This is a genomic window from Candidatus Lokiarchaeota archaeon, assembly GCA_014730275.1.
Classification (GTDB): Archaea; Asgardarchaeota; Thorarchaeia; order Thorarchaeales; family Thorarchaeaceae; genus WJIL01.
Map to the genome: position 1 here is coordinate 1 of WJIL01000108.1, position 19,563 is coordinate 19,563.

Sequence of the window (19,563 nt, forward strand, 5' to 3'; positions counted from 1 at the left end):
AGCGATTCGCAGAAGATAGCCGATAGAGTTTATACCACTGGCGAGTTAGGCAGGGGAACCAAGGAGCAATCCTTGGTAGTCCATGGAAATGATGAATGGACGCTTGTAACTGGATGCGCTCATCCCGGGTTGGAAACCATTCTTGAGAAAGCAGAGGAATTTGGGAAGATTCATTGTGTAATCGGGGGTTTCCATGGTTTCAGTAGGCTCTATGCACTTGAACACATACCACTCATTATTCCCTGCCACTGCACCAGCAAGAAGAAAGAAATCCACGAGTTGTACAAGCTCTCAAGCAAGCGGTGTGGTGCCGGTCTGGATATCGAGGTCTAGGCTAGCTATCGGGTCTTAGCGATGCTGGAATCTCTAACTCATCAGCAACTGTAGTGACAACCTGTCCATCATATACTAATTCTAGAATTTTCAAACCTGCAGCCAAAGTCGACGTGACGCCACCGGCGGTCAGTACATCTCCATCAAGAATCACTCGATCAGCACTCACTTCGCAATACTCGCCAAGCTCATCGCGAACACTATGATGTGTAGATGCTGTTTTGTCGGATAGAATGCCAGCCTTCGCAAGAATCAACGCTCCGGTGCAGACCGATGCAATTGGTTTCTTCTTGCTGAAATTCTGAATTTTCGAGAGAATATCGTCATTTTTCATGACCTCCCTGATTCCACTGCCGCCTGGTACTACTACCAAGTCGTATGAAGAGAAATCCAAGTCCGAAACATGAGGCATCAACAAAAGACCATTGGCACACCGTATTGGTTTCTTTGAAGCTAGGATCTCAACTTCTAGGGGATGACCAGTGTTGAGCAAACCTTCCTCTTCGAGTGTCTTCACACAAGCCAGCACTTCATAGATACCTACGATATCAAGCTCTTCAGCTTCAGGAAATGCAAGAATGCCAACTCTCTGTATGTCCTTCCAATTCATTATTTCTTACCTCCACGAATAAGACGTAGCAGATTACTCACTTAGCTGGGGCACTACATTCCCACTATCCCGAACGATAAGCACATCCATATCAGGACCCAATTTCTCGTATGCCATATCTACAGCTGCTTGCGGAGAAGGCGCTTTTTTCAGATTGATACTTTCAACGGTCTCCTCGCTCATCTCAGTGACCATCCAAAGCTCCTTATTCGCTAGAAAAGGAGGAATTGATCCGATTTTGTGCGCACCCAGTTCATAGTGCTCTTGCATTTCCTCAAATCGCTTGACAAGCCCCTCAACGGAATCGGCACACTGCATCATTTCAGTGTATTCTTCATTTCCGATTCCTCCAGGACAGGCAACCATCAGTGCCATGATGCCTCCATCTCTAACAACATCCTTAGTGTTCTCAAATCCTTTGGCACCTTGATAGAGATCATGATCTAGAGGGGGATAAACAACAGAAAGGAGAAGATCAACCTTATTCTCAATAGAAGGAGCATAGATTTCTTCTGCGAGCTCAGCACCTTTGTAAAGCTGTTTGAATATGTCGCCAGCTACTGCTCCGACGATTCTTCCCTCGCCATCCTGAACAACATTGATACCAAAGGTTGGATAATCATTCACAACCTTCCCAACAGCCTCTTCCATGTCCTCATGGAGAGGGTTACCTTTCAATGCAAGGACGTTTGCCCGTTCATCCAGAGCCATACTGTGATTCCGCTCAACCGTCATGTACTCGGCTATACCGGGTAGAATGCTCTTTCTTCCTCCAGTGTATCCTGCGAAATAATGAGGTTCAATGGAATTGATGGCAATGATAGCATCAAACTCGGTGATTGTCTTGTTGAATTTCAGAGGTGTTCCTCTGCTGGTTTCACCGTAATCCACCATTTCATCGTTCTTGCAATCATGCAGAATAACACGGTCTTTGAGTTCTTCATAGAATTGACCGAGAATCTGTTCACGAAGATCTTTCTCGGTTGGTTTGGCATGAGTTCCACTTGCGACAATAATTTTGAAATCTACATCTTCAAGATAAAGAAGAACAACCTTCAATATCTCGGGAGTGGGTGTTCGCCGGGCGTAGTCATTAACAATTACGAGAAATGAATCGTGAGATGCGATGAATTCCTCAAAAGAGGGTGAATCAATAGGTGATTCCAGGGCGTCGTCCACAATTTGGGCAGGATCCATGTCCACATCCACAGGTTGGGGTTCGACCACTTGTACATCACAGGATTCAGGAATATCTATAGTTGTCTTCTCTCCAGCATAGAGTACGTCAAATTTCAACAAGCTTCACCATGTCTACATCAGTATTTGACAATAATAGTATAGCCAAATGGGAAAAAGAGATTCTCTATCCCACTTGGCTCATTCCTTCAATGCGGAACTAGAAGGAGACTATTTCTGCTTCCCGCAAAGCTACTATGATTATGGAAATTGTAACTACCGCGGCAACCACACCCGCAGTAATGCCAATGAGGGGATAGGTCGCAAGCTGTTTCACAACTACCCCAGTAGATGCCCATATGACTACTAAGCCGAACGCGATGTCTTTTCGCATAAAGAGCATAAGAAGTGTTAACACTAGTGCAACTACCAACATGATAACTGTCAACATCACCTGCGTAGGTATCGGGATTCCTGGAATCAATACATTCAATGCCGAAGCAATACCTGCGATTGTAGCCAAGCTGATCCATCCTAGATAAACACTCACTGGAAGATGTACAGCAAGCATCTGGTTACGAGGAACATCACGTATACCGATACCCAGTCTGACATACATGATAATGAGTGAAATCAACAGGACAACAATTGGAATAACAGCTAGGACAATCTGCTCATAATGGAACAAGAAGATCCAAGATGTGTTTCCAATTGCACCAAGGAGATGGAAGAAACTGATATCCTGAAGATACTGCTCACCTCGTTGATTTGGTCGAGCTTGAAAAACCATGAATACCGCTAACAGGACGTAGATAACGCCCCAGATGGCGAACACGTAGCCTGGTGGCGTGAAAAGATTTGGATACGCGTCAGCTACTTCTCCAGTGGTCACGCCGTTTATCGGCAAAATGTTTGCAAGCGCATCAACGACAAGTGTTGCAACTACCGCAATGATGTTTGTAATCTGTAAGATAATCGGATTAACTCGAGATGACATACTATTAATGTGATAACTATTGTTAATAAACCTACTTGATGGTAAAAAAAGGCCGGCTTTCATCGAGGATTATAGATGCATATTTCATTCAGCCTTGATAGGAGCCCCACAATAGGGACAAAATCGGTCCTCTTCTCTTAACTCAAAACCACAGTACTCACAAGCACGTACGTGTTTGGCCGGGTATTCTGTAACTCTAAGTGGCGTAGAAGTCTTGGTTCCAGTATTTGGATCAAACCAGACATTGGTCTCACCTTTACGTTTTCCTTCCACAATGTGACGCCTGACTTTTTCTTCAGGCAGTCCTGTTTCTTCTGCCGCATCATCTACGCTCTTTGCATCCCCGCGCTCCAGTTCTTCGATTACTCGTGATTGGTTTTGTTGGGATTTGGCTGAAGATCCCAAGAAAGAAATCACTAAGACTGCAATTGGAATTACGAACCAGACAGTTCCGGTCAAAAAGAAAAGGAGGAGTAGCACTGCAATAGGAATCAACACTCCTGCCGTAATCCCTTGTTCTTTCCTCCGTTGTGTTTCGTAAATTGGTTCTTGAATACCCCCAGTCTTGCCAATACGGGAACCCGAGAATGAAGATTTGGCATCAGGCGCCTTCCAATAATCAATATCACTGGCTCTACGAGTAATCTCTCGATCTTTGTGAATGCTTAATGCGAAAACAACTAGAAGTACTACGAGCGGAACGAGAAACCAAACGAAATGTGTGAGCATCATCATGATAAGAAGTACTGCAATGGGAATAGCCAGTCCCCATGGATCATCTTTCTCTCCATGTCCTCTTCTTCTCCTTCTGGGCATGTTGCTATTCTCCATTCACGAGTTTGTGCGCCGTGTAATTGCTAGTCCAGACTGCTTATTGCTCTTTGGGGGATTGGAATGGGTTTCGTTTAGAACAAGTTTCCTCAGATACGAAACATCAAAAGCAGCCACAACAATAACGACATGAGCTGAATCATGTGCAGGAAAAATTGACTGGGCAGCTATCCTCAAAGGAACTTGCTGAACTTAGGAAGTTAAAAATTGTCAGGAAGATGCTCAGAGAATTGAAGAAGAAAGGAAAAAGTGCAGATATACCAATCTGTCCTAACTGTAAGAGCGCTCGCTTGATTCGACTAACCTCTTTTCGTGATCTTGGTTACATCGGCAGTTTCCATCCTGCGTACTACTGCTTGGAATGTGGTTGGTATGGCCGTAATCTCACGCTCATGTCTAATCGAGATATGAAAAATGCGGTGCTGGAAGATTTGCATGAGAACTTCGGCAATCTTCTTGAGAATGATTCCTCGATCTGAATGCTATAGTGATGCATAGTAGTCACAGTGCTCATTGAGGAAACATTTTTCGCAAAGTGGATTTTGGGCCTTACAGATTCCTCGACCATGTTTAACCAAGTTTCTGTTCAATGAAAATACACAATCATGTGGTATTATTTCTTCAAGCACTACGTGTGCCTTCTCCCGCGAAGTGTCCTGATCAATAAGACCAAGGCGCTTTGTTACTCGCCAGACATGGGTGTCAACTGGCAGTGCTGGGCGACCAAACGAGAATAGTAGAATAATCGCTGCTGTCTTCGGGCCAACCCCATGCAAGGAAGTGAGCCAGTTCTTTGCTTCGTCAAGGGGCATGTCATTAAGCAAAGACAGGTCCAATTCTCCGACTCGGCTTTGTATTTTCGCCAACGCGGCCTTGATTCGTTCCGCCTTGATGTTATAGAGACCAGAGCAATTGATGGCTTCGGCCACTTCTTCTTGTGGCGCTTTTAGCAGGAGTTCCCAAGAATCGAAACGTTCTTTCAGGGATTCAAATGCTCTTCTTGAATTAACATCCGTTGTATTCTGGCTCAAAATGGTGAGTATGAGCTCATCGATTGGTGGAAGGCGTCGTTCATGAATAATATCGCCGTAGTTTTCTATCAAAATCCGACATGTATCACGAGCCTTCTGTTTTCGTCTTGGAAAGTCAGGCATCTTTATCACTCCTCGGCTCCAATCTACGCTAGATGATACGAGGGTTTTGTATTATTCTTGACAGAAGTGTGAAATGAGGCAAATTTAGACTGTTGGTTCCTCGGTTTACGTACATGTGCCAATCCTTTTGTTTATTCTATCTTCTTGCTTTTACTGATAACGATGAAGGTGGTCGTCATCTACGAAAGCACAAGAGGAAGAACAGAAGCCATGGCCAAAGCAATTTGTGAAGGTGTTAATTCAAATGGTCAAGAATGCGAAATTGTTAACGCCAAGGACTTCGAAGAATTGAAAGACACTTGTGCTTTGGCGGTAGGCAGTTCAACACGAATGAAAAAGGCACTTCCTCATGTGAGACGATTGCTCGCAGAGATGAAAGATCTTGAAGGAATACCAAGTGCAGCTTTTGGCTCGTATGGGTGGAGCGGGGAGGCCCCAGACACGATTGCTGAAGAACTGAAGAGACTCGGAGGCTCACTTGTTGAAAATCAACCAGTCAAGGCAAAGGAAATGCCTAACAGAAATGAGCTGGAGCTCTGCAAAAATCTAGGCAAAAGACTTGCAGACTCCTGTACGAGCTAACGTGTTTATTCATCTGCTCCAAATGTAGGGTTCACAACCCTTATCATATTCTTGTAGCGACCAGTATCTAGGGATGGCATGAATGGGTTACGTATGGCGATTGACTAAATACGCCCTCAAGCACTGGGGTCATTTCATAGGCTACCTTGCTTGTGCAGGAATTGGCTCACTCTTCAACGTGCTAACGCCCCTCGTACTTGTGAGTATCATCGATGATGTCCTCCCGAGTGCACAATATGAACTAATACTGCCATACGTTTTGATTTACATTACGTTAAGTGGACTCTATGCTGTTTTTGATATCGCTGGAAGGTATGGTGCAGCACTTACCGCTCAGAACGTAATCTATGATTTACGAAGTGAGCTATATGATAGCCTTTTGGAGAAAGACCTCGCATTCTATGATGAAAACGAAACTGGCAAGCTTCTAGCCAGGGTTACCACAGATGTCACAACTATGCGGCATTTCCTGTATTGGGGCTACAGGGTTGTCTTTATTGCTATTGCAACCCTCATAGGAACCTATGCAGTTATGTTCACATTAAGCATCGAGCTGACAATCTACATGCTGCTGGCCCTTCCATTTATTGTGACATTCATCTATCTCTTCGCAAAACGGGTACGACCTGTCTTCTACGAGGCCCGGAGCCAGTATGGTACTCTCAGCTCAGTTTTGTCCGAGAACGTAACAGGCATGAAGGTTGTCAAAGCGTATACAGCAACTGATCGAGAGTATGATAGAGTACAAGAAGAAAATGAGAAGTTCTATGAGACTCGAACTGAAGCTCTTCGACTTCTTTCACTGTACAGACCATTGCTCCCTGCAGTTCTTGGATTAATAACCGGCATTCTCATCTACTATGGAGGGTTCTCTTTCACCCTTGGCGGGATTAGTTATGGCCGTTTTGTTGGTTTTATCAGCTTGGTAAGCATGCTGTATCTTCCTGCCCGATTTCTTAGCTGGGGAGTTGGCATGTATCAAAGAGCGTCAGCATCAGGTGAACGAACATTCTACATTTTGGATCACGAAGACGAGCTGACCGAGCCAGAGGATCCTGTTCGAGTCGAGGACCTTGATGGGAGAGTTGAGTTCGATGGGGTGGATTTCAGCTACGGGGGAGATAACTGGATTCTGCGTGATATCAACCTAAGCGTTGAGCCTGGAAAAACAGTAGCACTTCTAGGTGGAACGGGGTCAGGCAAGACTAGTCTCGTTAACCTCATTCCAAGATTCTATGATGTCGACACGCGCACTACAGTAACTTATGATTGTAAGAAATACGCCGTCGACGAGAATGGAAAGGTGGAAATAGAGGGTGAGACATACACCGTCGAAGGGGACACTGTTGAAATCAAAGGTGAGGAATACCCCGTCAAGATGCCTGGAGCAGTTCGAGTAGATGGCATCGATGTGAGACTCTACTCCTTGGAGGATCTCAGAAGCAACATAGGAATGGTTCATCAAGACCCCTTCCTCTTCTCTGCGTCTGTAAGAGACAACATCGCGTTTGGTAATCCTCAAGCCCCATTGAAAGAGGTCAAAGAGGCAGCAAAAGCAGCAAACATTCATGACTACATCATTACGCTTGAAAACGGATACGATGCTAGGATAGGAGAAAGAGGTGTTACCCTTAGTGGGGGTCAAAAACAGAGGATTGCCATTGCCAGAGCGTTGTTGGCGAATCCGCGAATCTTGATTCTTGACGATTCAACAAGCTCTGTTGACGCTAGGACGGAAATGCTAATCCAAGAAGCGCTAGAGAAACTCATGACCGGGCGGACTACATTCATCATCACCCATAGACTCAGCACCATTCGTAATGCTGACATGATTGTGATGATGGATAGGGGGCGTGTAGTTGAGAAGGGCACTCACAAAGAACTACTAGAGAAGGATGGACTATATGCAGGTTTACATGCTACTCTTAAACAGATGGAGATAGCAGCCCCACGAGCCCAGAGCCCACAAACATCCACCGAAGAAATGGAGGTGACGAGTGGTGGGTAGACGGGCATTACTCTACGAGGATCTAGAACGATCCAACGAATATGAAGACATGACACTCCTCACCCGGATGGTGAGTTATCTTCTTGAGTACAAGGGATATTTCATAGCAACTTGTATTTTCGTTGCTATCAACATCATCGTGAATATCTGGGCACCTTTTGTGCTCAGACATGCAATAGATGTGGATTTCATCAGCGGTGATTTGCAGGCTTTAGCAATGACTGCTTTGTTTTATGTTGTTCTTCGGATAGGCAACTGGCTTTCAAACTATGGCAGTGGTTACCTTACAGCCCTCATGGGACAACGAGCGGTATATTCAGTAAGACAGGAGCTTTTTGGCGAGCTTCAGAAGATGGGGCAAGACTTCTACGATGACTACGAAAGCGGGAGAGTGATTTCGAGACTAACCAACGATGTCGATCGTATGAGTGAGTTCCTCTCAGGTGGCCTTATCAATACGATGGCTCAATTCTTCATAATTTTCGCAATAGGAGGAATCATCTTCACCGTTGATTTTCAGTTGGCGATTGTTTCGCTGGCCGTGGTACCCCTTTTGGGAGGGACAGCCATATTCTTCAGAAAGAAGATGAGGGAAGCGTATCGGAGTACGCGAAAGACAATATCCAGCGTTACAGCCAACCTTGCCGAGAGTATATCGGGCGCCAAGGTCACCAAGAGCTTCGCCAGAGAGAAACGATCAGCAGAAACTTTCGAGGAGCTCAATAAAGCCGATTACGAATCAAACATCGATGCGTCCAAAGCCAGTTCGACCTTTTTCCCGAGTATCAGATTTGTTGGTGCCATAGGCGTGTTCCTTATCCTCTGGATAGGTGGTATGCGACTTACTCAAGGGACGCTGAGCCTTGGTACACTTGTATTGTTTATCCGATTCAATGAACAGTTTTTCCGCCCAATGTTGATAATAAGCAACTTTTACAACACTGTGCAGGCTGCATTCGCAGGATCGGAAAGGGTATTTACAATCATGGATTCCGAACCTTCAATCGAGAACAAGTCAGACGCCATTGAGATGCCCCCTGTTAAAGGCCGGATAGAATTTGAGGATGTAACATTCGGCTATGTAAAAGATACACCGGTTCTAGAGGATTTCAATTTGGAAATCGAACCGGGCGAGACGATTGCCCTTGTTGGAGATACTGGTGCTGGGAAAACCACCGTGGTGAACCTACTCAATCGATTCTATGATGTGTGGGAAGGTTCTGTCAAAATCGACGGTATAGATGTCCGTGATGTCACTCAAGAGTCACTGCATTCCACTATTGGTATCGTACTGCAGGATCCATTCCTGTTCATGGGAACCGTGAAGGAAAATATCGCATATGGCAGACCAGATGCCACAGATGATGAAATAATAGAGGCTACTGAAGCCATTGGGGCAAGGAAGCTGATTGAGAACCTGGACAATGGCTTCGAAACCGGTGTAGGAGAACGCGGAAGTCATCTATCAGAAGGGGAGCGCCAGCTCGTGAGTTTCGCTAGAGCTTTGCTTGCTGACCCCCGAATCCTGGTGTTGGATGAAGCCACCAGTAGTATCGATGTGTACACCGAACACACGATTCAGAAGGGCATGGAAACACTTCTTGGGGGCCGGACGTCGCTTGTCATTGCGCACAGGCTGTCAACTATAGTCAACGCTGATCGCATCGTCGTTATCGAAGATGGCGAGATCGTAGAATCTGGCAAACATGAGGAGCTCATGAAAAATAAGGGGAAATATTTCTCGCTGTACGAATTGCAGCTTAAGCCAAGGGCGATGGAATCAACTGCGACCGTGTAAGGATAAGGAAACATTCAGATAGTTGTTTTGTAAAAAAGAGGCCCCTGCTCAGAGCACAGGGGCGGAATACTGATTCGATGCAAGGAACTAGAAGATGCGATTCTACTCTTCGTCTTCCCAGTCCAAATCGTCGATATCGCTGGAGCGTAGTTTCTTCAAGCTCTTTAGGCCCTTCAAACCCTTAAGTCCCATCATGGATTTACCAACTATGTTGGAGATTGATTGGCCCAGTCCCATCCCGGGAATATCTATACCACCTATCCCGTTCTTGCCAATTGTGATGGTCTTCCCGCTTGGTTCAGTGACTGTGACACCACTCTTCTCAACCGACACCAGTCGATTTTCTTTAACCACGAAAACCGATTTGCCTCTGACAAGTACAATCTCTGGGTCCTTTGCTACAAGAACAATCTTCTCATCTTCTTGGTCGGTTCCGATGATAACACCTTCTTCATCTAAGGCCCCTCTCCGTTCATCTTTGGTAGCACCCAAATCATCTATTTTGGGCCTTGCAGCTTCCAGGAATTCTTGGTTATTCGTATATTCCGTCTGTTGAAAATCAGTATCATGAGCAACCCGTGAGATATCATCAATCTCAACTGGTCCGAAATACACCTGTATACCCTTGAAAGAACCTGTTATCGATTCTCCAACAGCGCCGCGATCAGTTTCTGCAATTGCGTCAACAGCAAATTCTGCAGGATCACTAAATACAAGCCCAATTGGTTCACCGTTGTCCAAGAGCCTTGAACAGATACATCCTGACCCTAGCGTGACCAAACATTTCTCTTTAGAAATGAGGTCATGGGTTGTTTCGATTACATGAGTCTCTTCTTCTATTGTCATGCGTGCCATCTTTACACATCGCTCCTAAATTCATCATCTTCTTCAACGTCGTTTCCGTTCTCCTTTTTATCAAACTCAACCGAGACTTCACCATTGGTTCCAGCAGTTTTCTTTCCGTTTTGTACTCTTCTCTCATCTTCAACTTGGCTAGTTAACCACTGTGATAACCGATACGCTAGTCTGCCTTCAATAGTAATGTAATAGGTTCCCCGCACCTCGCCTTTCACAACGTATCCAGCTTCAAGCAAAGGATTGAGATGATGGGTTAGTGAACTTCCCGTTCGCCCAACATGATTCTCCAGTTCATTGAACGATTTGGCGCCGTCTTTCAGAAACTCGAGAATACGTAATCGCTCTTCACTTCCCAGAGGACTGATTACCTCAGCAACACGCTCGGGGGGTATTTGCTCGATTTCTTCACGATCCCATTTACGCTTCGCGCGATGGACCCGTACTGGAGGAACCTTGACTCTGAAATCACCGATGCCCTCTACAGAGGCCTGAATCTGTTCGTTTATGCCTTCCATCATGTCGCTCAAGCTTTCGGTCATACCACTCAAATCAATGAAGGGTCCACGAGGGGCATGACGAGATTCAGTAGTACGGCGAGATGATTCCCGCCGAATCCGGGCTTTGCTTCGAAGGTTCTTCCTTTCTCGGCGAAGATCCTCAATTTCTTCACGGAGGGTTTCTTTGAGCTCTCGCACTTCGCGGAGCTCATCTCGTAGGTTGTCAATGTCGTCGCTCATTGTATTCGTCTAATGTACAGTAGTACAGTTTGTTTATAAATTATACGGTCATAATACATCAAAGAATTGTGGTGGAATCAGATTTCAATGATCTGATTCCCAAAAGGAGAGATAGAGAGTAAGAGAAGGCCCAATGAGCCTCCGTTGAGAAGCGAGATGAGACCTATGCTTATATTCGAAGGAGGAGAGGCTCATTATTCCTAATCCAACGGGCCAGCCTTTGTGTGGGGGTGGTTGTGTTGAGTCTAAGCTCTTGCCGCCCATTGATGGGCCTATGGCTGCGTATCATAATGGAAAGGTATAATCCCTTTGCAATTGAACAGCCCGGTGCATTTACAGTAAATGTGGCTCAATGAAACATATGAATCACTTCAGCAGAAAGATAGAAGTAGGAAAACGCTACAGTCAGGAAAGTGGGAAGATGTGGCATAATGAGTGAGCGTTCACTGTGGATTGGCGTTTTTCTTGCAGTCTTGATATCTGGTGTGGTAATGATCCTTTCACTATGGCCGCGGGGTTTGGATTCGGTATTGCTCAATGCCACGAGATTAGTTTCCATTTTCCTTGGCATGCTTGGAGGTACGGCTCTAGGGGAGCTATTTAGAATCAGAAATAATCAGCAAACTGGACAGAAACTCTTGGATGATTTGCGAGAGGAATGCAAAGCGAATCTTGAGATTCTTGGCACAGGTGTACCATTGCGAAAAGGCTTCTGGATTCTGGGAATGCGGTCAGGAAGAGCACAATACCTCCCTGATGAAAACAGGCACAATCTTTGGGAAATCTATTCCCGAATCACACACTACAATGAGGATATTGAGAACCTTCACAGAGCTATGCTACTAAACCCAGAGCAGGAAAAACCAGCTGGTCTTCAGGAGGAAATAGACGACCTGTGTTCAGAAATAAGGAAACGAATCAAGCGCTTCCTGGATAAAAACTAGTTTGAAGAGACGAACCGATTACGTCAAATTATCTCCCTTTGAAACACTGAACTCGACTATCCCGCCCTCAGGTGTCTCTTCAATTTCTGTTATCTTGGCGTTAAGTCCAAATTCGTGTTCAAGGAGAAACCGAAAATCCTCGAAATAATCGTAGTAGCCACAGGTTGTACAAAACGAGCCAGTAAACTCAAGAACAAGCGATTCGTCCTGAAATGATATCAATTCCGCCTTTACTTCAGGCACTCTATACTTGTTGTATTCGTTTATGGCATTATCAATAACCTGCGTGATGTTCAGTCCTCTTCGCCTCCGCTCAAATGTAGCACAGATCATTGAAAAAGTAGTGGATTGAGGATAACTCATGCAAGCATGATTTAAGGGCAAGCTTGCTAATTCTAAGACCATGACCGAGCCCATTGTTTACCACGTGCAAGAAGGACGCCTTGTTTTGATGAAGGATCCTGGAGCTTTTGGAAAAGGAGACTGTTACCTTGTTGACGGTGGGGACAAAATCTATCTGTGGATTGGACCCGAATCAACCGTTGATGAGAGATTCCTAACTGCAGCAGAAGCAGTAATGCAGGACACTGCCCGAAAAGGCAAAGCTGACATTGATAGAATCGATGGCGGGGATGAACCGGAATCGTTCACGACCCTTTTCGATGATTTCGAAATCACCGATCAAGATACTGCCAGTATGTTGAAGAAAGTGCGTTTAGAAACCCATGAGCACAAGCTATGGAAAGTACACCGTGAGGGGGACAAGACCTTCTTCACAGAAGTGCCACTTGAAGAAAGCTCACTGAAATCAGACGATGTTTTCGTGCTTGATGCATGGGATGACATCTACGTATGGCGAGGGAAAACAGCTACAGCCAGAGAAAAATTCGATGGAAATATCATCGCAAGGAGATATGACGCGGAGAGGGTCGGCGTTCAGGATATCGAAATAATAGAGGAAGGAGCAGAACCAGAAGGGTTCTTTGAAAGCTTCGGTTAAGCAATAGTTATGGTTCCTTGCAAATAAATGTCCGACGAGAGGTTCTTGAGGTACTAGGGGCGGAGCTTTCGTTCCTATGCAAGTTGCCAGCTACCACTTTTCATGAAGCTGAGAGGTTCATAAGGGGAAATACGGAATTCAGAAAGAGTATCTCTGTAAGGCATGCTCACGGAGGCAAAGCTCTTTGATTACCATAGACAAGGCACGGAATTGGGAGTCGTATAGAAATCACTGGACAGAATTGATTGCCTCTGTTCAGTGGTATGACAGCGATGTCCCCATGCATTATTCTCCAGAGGAGGAGCTGGAAGAACTGGAAAGCGCTTTCATAAACAAAGAGGGGATATTCCTATTGGCCAAAGACGGGAGGGCTAAGATACGAGGGCTTTTGGGTGTCAGGTGTAAAGGGAATGTTGCCAAAGTTAGACCTTGGGAGCCGCTAGTAGCAGCCGATACATCACTGTATTATGTAGGACAAGTGCTTCTAGGGGCTGCTAGGACGGAATTGAGGAGGAAGGGAATAGAGACACTTCTCGCCACGCTGAAGTACAGCATAGATGAGATAGATAGCGCAAAACAACTACGTGAGCTCTATTTGAGCTGTGATTTTAATCTAACTCGATATGTTGGGATTCAGCTAATCGCAGACTTGACCCAGCTAGATACTGCTCATAGAGGGCCACAGGATATGATTATCAGGAATATTGATACCATCGATATGGATAGAGTTACCGAGCATGTTCTCAGGGCGTATATGTCCACACCGGGGGATCGTTCTATTCATGGCAACGACCCGGGAGTAAGTACTGCTGAAGGGATTATGCGAGCGTTGAATCAGGTAACCTCGGGCTCACTGGGAACAATGAAGCCGGGTTTGTACAAGCAGGGATTCAAAGATGGGACACTTGCAGGATTCATTCTCGCAGTCATTCGAAATCGGCCATACTATCCACGCCATGGACTGATTTTCCTATTCGGTGTTTTCCCCGAATTTCGACGACAGGGAATTGGTCAGGCACTACTGTATGAATTGGGGAAAACGCTCAAAGAATATGGCTGTGAATATACCTTCGTAGGAACACCAAAGGAGAACCAGCCAGCAATCAACTGCTATATTGATGCGGGATTTGAACCCAACTCTTGGGTGGAATTCTATTCCACAGAACTGAATCCGTAGCCATTGAATCTTCACTTTCAAATTGTTGGGGACCCATTCAGCTTCCTTCGTAAGATTCACGATAGATTGACGCCTTTCTGAATCAATTGAGTTCCCCCAATCAACTATAATAGTCAAGTTATGCGTAAAATCTGATATACTACGAAGGTCATGTATTCGATATGCTCGTTGAAATCACTCTTGTCTTTCTACTAGTGATACTTGTCTGGACTGTAATATCGTTCAGGGGTTGGAAACGAAAGATTACGAATACTCTAAGGGAGGAAAGTGAAGTTGCTAACACGGCAAGAGGTAAGATTGAGTATGCTCTCCAAGGTAATGGACCAGTAGTTCTAATGCTACATGGTGCTCCTGGCGGATATGATCAAGGCTCACTAGATATGGATATGTGGGTCAACGAAGGTTTCTCATTATTGACCATTTCGAGGCCAGGCTATCTCCGCACACCATTGAGTACCGGGAAGACATTCCAAGAGCAAGCAGATGCTATTAGTGCGCTACTGGACGCGCTTGGTATCTCAAAGGTCGCGATTGTTGCCGCCTCGGCTGGAGGACCTGTAGCTTTGCATTTTGCTCTACATCATCCAGACCGAATATCGGCTCTTGTTCTAATGGCTGCAGCCAGCCAACAGTATACCGTAGAGGAGAACCAAATGCATTCCTTGCTTGGTCGGATACTTATGTCCGACACGATTGCGGATTTTGGAGTCTGGTTGTACGACATTCTGACAAGATACTGGACTAGCATGTCATTAAAACAGATGTTCAATGAGAACGTAACTTTGGAACCAGAGGAATTAGATGAGTATGTAGACGAAGTGATGGCGATCCCAGAAGAGGTTGCTTGGTATAAGAGGTTCGTCCGCACGACCTGTCCAATGAGTCTAAGAAATGCAGGGCTCAACAATGATTTGGAGCAGCTTGGGCAGGTATCTTTTGATAATTTGGACGTCATAGAGTGCCCAACATTAGTGGTTCATGGAACAGCCGATGGAGATGTATCATACACAAATGCTGAGTTCTCGGCTTCGTCAATCCCAGATGCTAGATTGTACAGTCTTGACGGTGTTGGACATATAGTCGGGTTAGGAGAACACGTCCCTGAAATGAATTCAGAAATACTTGAATTTCTTGGAGAATCCATGTGACAGAAAATATTCGTATTTGAAACAAATGAATGAAAGCCTGCCGCCATTCTCTGGCGAACAGGCTCTGATTCCTTTCTACCTTTCTTCTTGCAGTTTCTTGATCTGCTCGATGATTTCAGGGACAACATCGAACAAATCTCCTACGATGCCGAAATCAGCTACTTCGAAAATCGGCGCTTCTGGATCCTTGTTGACAGCTACTATAATATCGCTGCTTCTCATTCCTGCTAGATGTTGAATTGCACCACTGATACCGAAAGCGAAGTAGAGTTTGGGACAGATGGTGCGTCCAGACTGGCCGACCTGCTGGGTTGGTGGGAGCCAGCCTGCGTCGACGATGGGACGTGAGCCGCCAACAGCAGCGTCGAGCAAGTCAGCCAATTTCTTGGGAAGGTCCAGGTTGGAAGGATCTTTGATGCCACGGCCGCTACAGACAACTATGTCAGCCTCTTCGACCGATTTCATTCCTTCGACCTTTTCGATGACGGTGTCAAGGACTTCGGTCCGGATCTGTGATTTGTCGATTGTAATGTCGACCTTTTCGATTTCACCCTCTCGTGATTCATCCGGTTCAGCCACTTTGAATACATTGGGACGAACAGTGGCCATCTGTGGGCGGGTATATGGAGTGATGATTTCAGCCATGACGTTGCCACCAAATGCAGGGCGTGTCTGAACGAGTTGACCTTCATCATCGATGTCAAGTGCCGTGCAGTCCGCAGTAAGTCCAAGTCCAAGTCTGGCTGCAACGCGAGGAGCCAAGTCTCTGCCATTGCTTGTCGCACCATAGAGTACTATTGAAGGATCTCTGGAGGATATCAGAGAGGTTACAGCGATTGTATACGCATCAGTGGTGTAGTCCGAGTAGATTTCATCGTCGATAAGCAGAACCTTGTCAGCCCCCTGGTAGATGAGCGGCTGAGCCAGGTCGTCGATGTCATGGCCAACGATAACTGCAGTAAGGTCCTCACCTAGTTTGTCAGCAAGCACCCTTCCCTCTGTTACGAGTTCGTTAGCGACACTACGCAGTCTTCCCTCTTTGGTCTCACAAACTACCCAAACACCTTCGTAACCTTCAAGAGCTTCCTGGTCCACGGCTTTTCGTTCGATTTCGATAGCATCAACGGGGCACACTTCCTCACAGGAGCCACAGAGTACACATTTGTTCATATCGAAGGCGACTTTCTTGCCATCCTTCTTAATTGCTCCAAAATTGCATACTTTTAGACACATGCCGCATCCAGTACAAGTCTCTCTATCGTAATTCAAACCCATTTCATATCGCCCCCTTCTTCGCGAGGAATTCAACAAGTTGTTTGGCTCCTTCCTCAGGAGTCTCGGGTTCTATTTTGATACCACCTTTCTTCTTTTCAGGCGGGAACACCTTTCTGACCTGAGTTGGTGAGCCCTTCAACCCAACTTCGTCTTCATCCACACCAAGGTCCTCAAAGCTCACTTCTTCCAGCGGTTTCTTCTTCGCCTTCATAATACCCATAATATTCGGCAACCGTGGTTCATTGAGACCCTTGGTAGCAGTAAGTAGCAAGGGCATCTTGCCTTTGACAACTTCGTAACCTTCGTCGGTCTCCCTGTGAACAGTAATATGCTTCTCGTCATCAGATACCTCGATATCGCGGACATAACAGATCTGTGGAATACCCAGCAATTCTGCGATTTCAGGACCGACCTGTGCAGTATCACCATCAATGGCCTGTTTGCCACAAATCACCAGATCGTAATCCATCTTCTTAATCTGCTGTGCAAGAGTGTATGATGTTGCCCAGGTATCAGCCCCTGCAAAAGCTCGATCAGTGAGGAGAACAGCCTTGTCGCCACCCATTGCTAAGGCTTTGTAAAGCGCATCCTTTGCCTGTGGGGGGCCCATGGTGATAATGGTGACCTCACCGCCGTACTGCTCCTTCAACTGCATCGCAGCTTCTACAGCGAATTCGTCAAATGGATTCAGAATTGACGGCACACCTTCACGCACAAGCGTGTTAGTCTCCGGGTCAATCTTGACCTCTGCTACTTCGGGAACTTGTTTTATTGGCACTACAATTTTCATTCGGACCATTCCCTATCGCCAGAGGGACCGTTCTACATTATAAGGAATATGCCCTCGGAAATCTAACAACCTCAACAGATACCACGGTGCACCAAACGCTTTTACACAACCCTTTTATTGTGTGAACTTTTCTTTTTGTTTAGTTCCATAATGATAGCCTCTCGTAGTTCGATATACTCGGGAGGTAGACTCGAGGTAGTTGACGGAAAATGAAAGAGAAAGTTATCGGCGCATTAATCTTCATAGTTGCTATCCTAGTGCTCATTTACTACACTTGGGCATTACCGCTATTGCAGAACCCATGGTTCGGGCCAGCCCTCAAGACTTGGGTGGACAATACTTTCGGAGCGGGCACTCTTCTACATCAAATCTTCGCCCCAGATCCGATGTTCCTCATCATCTTGCCTGTCTGGCTTGCAGCTGTCCTTATCATGGTCATCGGAGCCTGGATTGGTTGGACAATGATGACAACTCCTGCTCCAGAACCTTTGGAAGACTTCGATTTCGATGAATCTGAGATAGCAGAGCCCGAAATGGAAGAAGAGACTGAGGAAGAGTCAGAAGAAGAGGATTAATCACATCCGGTTCTTCACCTTACGTCTACAGTTTATGGGCCGGTTCATCCGGCCCCTCTCCAATTCTATTTCTTCTTTAACGCCCGCACAGTCAATCAAAACTAGTTTCTTATGATGTCATCTATCTATTTCCGCGTACCCGATAGCATAATAGATGATAGGATTCAAAGGCGTTCTATAGGGAGGGGGCTAGGCAAGGGTTTCCAGCGCCTTGAGAATCATGTTCTTCCCTTTTTCTGCTAGCTTCTCAGCTGTTTCCTCCGTTTCACTCTCAGCAAAACAACGCCAGATTGGTTCTGTTCCCGACGGTCTCATGAGAACCCAGCCCTCGTCGTACACCAGTTTCACACCATCTATCGTAATTCGTTCTTCATCTTTGGTTAGTTCAAGCAAAGGTTCCAAAATATCGAGTTTCTTTTCCTGGGGAACATCCACAGCCAATTTGACGCTTTCATACTGGGGTAAATCAGCAACGAGTTCAGATAGGGTCTTGTTCTCAACAGCCATGATTTCAGCCATTTTTCCAGCAGTCATGGCCCCGTCGCGGACTGCCTGATGCTCAGGATAGAACACACCACCGTTTTCTTCGCCGCCCATCTCAGCGTCGATTTCAGTCATGCGATGAGACACGTCAACACTTCCTACTACAGTCCAGTCGATTGTCGCCCCTGCTTTTTTAGCAACATCCTCAATCAGGCGACCACTACTTACAGGAGTTACCAGAGTCGGATTTTCATACTCGGCTAGGATATAGGAAGCCAGGATAGCAAAGGATTGGTCTCCCCAGAGGATAGTGCCATTCTCATCAACAAAGGTTGCCCGGTCTGCATCCCCATCATGGGCAACACCAAAATCCGCACCTACAGCTTTCACAGCTGCTGCAAGCATTTCTAGATTTTCGGGTGTTGGTTCGGGGTCTCGTCCAGGGAATAATCCATCCATTTGAGCATTCAGAGAAATGACCTTGCAACCGAGCTGCCGAAGCAGTATTGGTGTTGCCAGTGAACCCACACTATTTGCTCCATCGACCACCACCTTGAGTGCTTGTTTCTTCACAGCTTCTATATCAATGTGAGATTGTATTGCTTGGAGGTAATCTTCGATGGCAGAATCATAACTCCTTTTGCTGCCAATTTCGGTCCAGCTGGCAAGTTTGAAATCCTCATTGAAGTAGATTTCCTCCATTTCGTCTTCTAAATCTCTAGATACTTCTATACCGTTAGATCCCATGACCTTGAGCCCATTGAATTCTGGGGGGTTATGAGATGCAGTAATCATTATCCCGCCGGTACATCCAAGCTCTGGAATAATGAATTGAAGGGTGGGCGTCGGGACGAATCCAACATCCACAACGGATTTCCCGGTAGAAAGCAGACCTGATGTCACTGCATGCTGTAGCATTTCACCACCCATTCTGCAGTCGCGCCCGATAGCCACCTCCTCACCTTCTAGAACCGTCCCAACAGCTTTTCCTATGCTAAGAGCGATTTCCGGAGTGATTTCACGGTTAATGATTCCACGAACGCCATTTGTCCCAAAGAGCTTCTTGCCCATGGTGAATCGTACCCAG

The 19,563-nt window shown here is 45.9% G+C and carries 20 protein-coding genes; 9 read left to right on the forward strand and 11 right to left on the reverse strand.

Going from position 1 to position 19,563, the window contains the following annotated elements:
- Nucleotides 1–334: 334 nt before the first annotated feature.
- The 4 genes from GF309_12120 to GF309_12135 all read right to left on the reverse strand — a co-directional run bounded on the left by GF309_12120 (nucleotide 335) and on the right by GF309_12135 (nucleotide 3,947).
- Nucleotides 335–943 carry a hypothetical protein gene (locus GF309_12120; GenBank protein ID MBD3159529.1) on the reverse strand — a complete coding sequence of 203 codons (609 nt, stop codon included), beginning with the start codon at nucleotides 941–943 and terminating at the stop codon, nucleotides 335–337.
- A gap of 33 nt (nucleotides 944–976) precedes the next feature.
- Nucleotides 977–2,242: a nickel-dependent lactate racemase gene (gene larA, locus GF309_12125; protein MBD3159530.1), complete on the reverse strand. Its 1,266-nt coding sequence runs from the start codon at nucleotides 2,240–2,242 to the stop codon at nucleotides 977–979.
- A 97-nt stretch (nucleotides 2,243–2,339) separates the two neighbouring features.
- Nucleotides 2,340–3,116 (reverse strand): tryptophan-rich sensory protein, encoded by a 777-nt coding sequence (locus tag GF309_12130; GenBank protein ID MBD3159531.1) that lies wholly within the window; start codon nucleotides 3,114–3,116, stop codon nucleotides 2,340–2,342.
- A gap of 84 nt (nucleotides 3,117–3,200) precedes the next feature.
- Complete coding sequence (locus tag GF309_12135; protein ID MBD3159532.1) at nucleotides 3,201–3,947, reverse strand: zinc-ribbon domain-containing protein; 747 nt, start codon at nucleotides 3,945–3,947, stop codon at nucleotides 3,201–3,203.
- A gap of 143 nt (nucleotides 3,948–4,090) precedes the next feature.
- Between GF309_12135 and GF309_12140 the strand changes: the two genes are divergently transcribed.
- A complete protein-coding gene (locus GF309_12140) occupies nucleotides 4,091–4,426 on the forward strand; it encodes a hypothetical protein (GenBank protein MBD3159533.1) in 336 nt (111 codons plus the stop codon).
- 3 nt (nucleotides 4,427–4,429) lie between these two features.
- Here GF309_12140 and GF309_12145 read toward each other — a convergent pair whose 3' ends face one another.
- The gene (locus tag GF309_12145) at nucleotides 4,430–5,101 is read right to left on the reverse strand and encodes an endonuclease III (protein MBD3159534.1); all 672 of its coding nucleotides are present in this window, start codon (nucleotides 5,099–5,101) and stop codon (nucleotides 4,430–4,432) included.
- A gap of 162 nt (nucleotides 5,102–5,263) precedes the next feature.
- Here GF309_12145 and GF309_12150 point away from each other — a divergent pair, with 162 nt between their 5' ends.
- The 3 genes from GF309_12150 to GF309_12160 all read left to right on the forward strand — a co-directional run bounded on the left by GF309_12150 (nucleotide 5,264) and on the right by GF309_12160 (nucleotide 9,489).
- Nucleotides 5,264–5,683: an FprA family A-type flavoprotein gene (locus GF309_12150; protein MBD3159535.1), complete on the forward strand. Its 420-nt coding sequence runs from the start codon at nucleotides 5,264–5,266 to the stop codon at nucleotides 5,681–5,683.
- Between the two features lie 82 nt (nucleotides 5,684–5,765).
- A complete protein-coding gene (locus GF309_12155; GenBank protein MBD3159536.1) occupies nucleotides 5,766–7,691 on the forward strand; it encodes an ATP-binding cassette domain-containing protein in 1,926 nt (641 codons plus the stop codon).
- Nucleotides 7,684–9,489 carry an ATP-binding cassette domain-containing protein gene (locus tag GF309_12160; GenBank protein ID MBD3159537.1) on the forward strand — a complete coding sequence of 602 codons (1,806 nt, stop codon included), beginning with the start codon at nucleotides 7,684–7,686 and terminating at the stop codon, nucleotides 9,487–9,489. Before GF309_12155 ends, GF309_12160 begins: the two co-directional genes overlap by 8 nt.
- 102 nt (nucleotides 9,490–9,591) lie before the next feature.
- Here the strand turns inward: GF309_12160 and GF309_12165 are convergent, their stop codons facing one another.
- Nucleotides 9,592–10,335 (reverse strand): hypothetical protein, encoded by a 744-nt coding sequence (locus tag GF309_12165; GenBank protein ID MBD3159538.1) that lies wholly within the window; start codon nucleotides 10,333–10,335, stop codon nucleotides 9,592–9,594.
- Between the two features lie 11 nt (nucleotides 10,336–10,346).
- Nucleotides 10,347–11,084 carry an ArsR family transcriptional regulator gene (locus GF309_12170; protein MBD3159539.1) on the reverse strand — a complete coding sequence of 246 codons (738 nt, stop codon included), beginning with the start codon at nucleotides 11,082–11,084 and terminating at the stop codon, nucleotides 10,347–10,349.
- A gap of 431 nt (nucleotides 11,085–11,515) precedes the next feature.
- On the opposite strand from GF309_12170, the gene GF309_12175 reads away from it, so the two are divergent.
- Nucleotides 11,516–12,028 (forward strand): hypothetical protein, encoded by a 513-nt coding sequence (locus GF309_12175; protein ID MBD3159540.1) that lies wholly within the window; start codon nucleotides 11,516–11,518, stop codon nucleotides 12,026–12,028.
- A gap of 18 nt (nucleotides 12,029–12,046) precedes the next feature.
- Here GF309_12175 and GF309_12180 read toward each other — a convergent pair whose 3' ends face one another.
- Entirely contained in the window at nucleotides 12,047–12,433 is a 387-nt protein-coding gene (locus GF309_12180; protein ID MBD3159541.1) for a hypothetical protein, read from the reverse strand.
- Between GF309_12180 and GF309_12185 the strand changes: the two genes are divergently transcribed.
- From GF309_12185 to GF309_12195, 3 genes are all read left to right on the forward strand, one after another.
- Nucleotides 12,432–13,028 (forward strand): hypothetical protein, encoded by a 597-nt coding sequence (locus tag GF309_12185; GenBank protein ID MBD3159542.1) that lies wholly within the window; start codon nucleotides 12,432–12,434, stop codon nucleotides 13,026–13,028. The two genes, GF309_12180 and GF309_12185, sit on opposite strands and share 2 nt — an antisense overlap.
- Before the next feature lie 184 nt (nucleotides 13,029–13,212).
- Nucleotides 13,213–14,205, forward strand: coding sequence for a GNAT family N-acetyltransferase (locus GF309_12190; protein ID MBD3159543.1), 993 nt, complete (start codon nucleotides 13,213–13,215; stop codon nucleotides 14,203–14,205).
- 161 nt (nucleotides 14,206–14,366) lie between these two features.
- A complete protein-coding gene (locus GF309_12195) occupies nucleotides 14,367–15,353 on the forward strand; it encodes an alpha/beta fold hydrolase (protein ID MBD3159544.1) in 987 nt (328 codons plus the stop codon).
- 75 nt (nucleotides 15,354–15,428) lie between these two features.
- On the opposite strand, the gene GF309_12200 is transcribed toward GF309_12195, so the two are convergent.
- Together GF309_12200 and GF309_12205 are read right to left on the reverse strand one after the other, a co-directional pair.
- A complete protein-coding gene (locus GF309_12200) occupies nucleotides 15,429–16,628 on the reverse strand; it encodes a 4Fe-4S dicluster domain-containing protein (GenBank protein ID MBD3159545.1) in 1,200 nt (399 codons plus the stop codon).
- A 1-nt stretch (nucleotide 16,629) separates the two neighbouring features.
- Nucleotides 16,630–17,418, reverse strand: coding sequence for an electron transfer flavoprotein subunit beta (locus GF309_12205; GenBank protein MBD3159546.1), 789 nt, complete (start codon nucleotides 17,416–17,418; stop codon nucleotides 16,630–16,632).
- 209 nt (nucleotides 17,419–17,627) lie between these two features.
- Here GF309_12205 and GF309_12210 point away from each other — a divergent pair, with 209 nt between their 5' ends.
- Nucleotides 17,628–17,993, forward strand: a complete 366-nt coding sequence (locus GF309_12210; protein ID MBD3159547.1) for a hypothetical protein — start codon at nucleotides 17,628–17,630, stop codon at nucleotides 17,991–17,993.
- Between the two features lie 189 nt (nucleotides 17,994–18,182).
- Here GF309_12210 and glmM read toward each other — a convergent pair whose 3' ends face one another.
- The gene (gene glmM, locus GF309_12215; protein ID MBD3159548.1) at nucleotides 18,183–19,547 is read right to left on the reverse strand and encodes a phosphoglucosamine mutase; all 1,365 of its coding nucleotides are present in this window, start codon (nucleotides 19,545–19,547) and stop codon (nucleotides 18,183–18,185) included.
- Between the last annotated feature and the right edge of the window lie 16 nt (nucleotides 19,548–19,563).

What these genes read in the sequence shown, in the direction of transcription:
- GF309_12145 (MBD3159534.1), bottom strand. Translation starts at nt 5,101, where the DNA reads ATGCCTGACTTTCCAAGACGAAAACAGAAGGCTCGTGATACATGTCGG.
- GF309_12150 (MBD3159535.1), top strand. Translation starts at nt 5,264, where the DNA reads ATGAAGGTGGTCGTCATCTACGAAAGCACAAGAGGAAGAACAGAAGCC.
- GF309_12185 (MBD3159542.1), top strand. Translation starts at nt 12,432, where the DNA reads ATGACCGAGCCCATTGTTTACCACGTGCAAGAAGGACGCCTTGTTTTG.
- glmM (MBD3159548.1), bottom strand. Translation starts at nt 19,547, where the DNA reads ATGGGCAAGAAGCTCTTTGGGACAAATGGCGTTCGTGGAATCATTAAC.
- GF309_12130 (MBD3159531.1), bottom strand. Translation starts at nt 3,116, where the DNA reads ATGTCATCTCGAGTTAATCCGATTATCTTACAGATTACAAACATCATT.
- GF309_12210 (MBD3159547.1), top strand. Translation starts at nt 17,628, where the DNA reads ATGAAAGAGAAAGTTATCGGCGCATTAATCTTCATAGTTGCTATCCTA.
- GF309_12180 (MBD3159541.1), bottom strand. Translation starts at nt 12,433, where the DNA reads ATGGTCTTAGAATTAGCAAGCTTGCCCTTAAATCATGCTTGCATGAGT.
- GF309_12165 (MBD3159538.1), bottom strand. Translation starts at nt 10,335, where the DNA reads ATGACAATAGAAGAAGAGACTCATGTAATCGAAACAACCCATGACCTC.
- GF309_12155 (MBD3159536.1), top strand. Translation starts at nt 5,766, where the DNA reads ATGGGTTACGTATGGCGATTGACTAAATACGCCCTCAAGCACTGGGGT.
- GF309_12200 (MBD3159545.1), bottom strand. Translation starts at nt 16,628, where the DNA reads ATGGGTTTGAATTACGATAGAGAGACTTGTACTGGATGCGGCATGTGT.
- GF309_12135 (MBD3159532.1), bottom strand. Translation starts at nt 3,947, where the DNA reads ATGGAGAATAGCAACATGCCCAGAAGGAGAAGAAGAGGACATGGAGAG.
- GF309_12195 (MBD3159544.1), top strand. Translation starts at nt 14,367, where the DNA reads ATGCTCGTTGAAATCACTCTTGTCTTTCTACTAGTGATACTTGTCTGG.
- GF309_12175 (MBD3159540.1), top strand. Translation starts at nt 11,516, where the DNA reads ATGAGTGAGCGTTCACTGTGGATTGGCGTTTTTCTTGCAGTCTTGATA.
- GF309_12205 (MBD3159546.1), bottom strand. Translation starts at nt 17,418, where the DNA reads ATGAAAATTGTAGTGCCAATAAAACAAGTTCCCGAAGTAGCAGAGGTC.
- GF309_12120 (MBD3159529.1), bottom strand. Translation starts at nt 943, where the DNA reads ATGAATTGGAAGGACATACAGAGAGTTGGCATTCTTGCATTTCCTGAA.
- GF309_12170 (MBD3159539.1), bottom strand. Translation starts at nt 11,084, where the DNA reads ATGAGCGACGACATTGACAACCTACGAGATGAGCTCCGCGAAGTGCGA.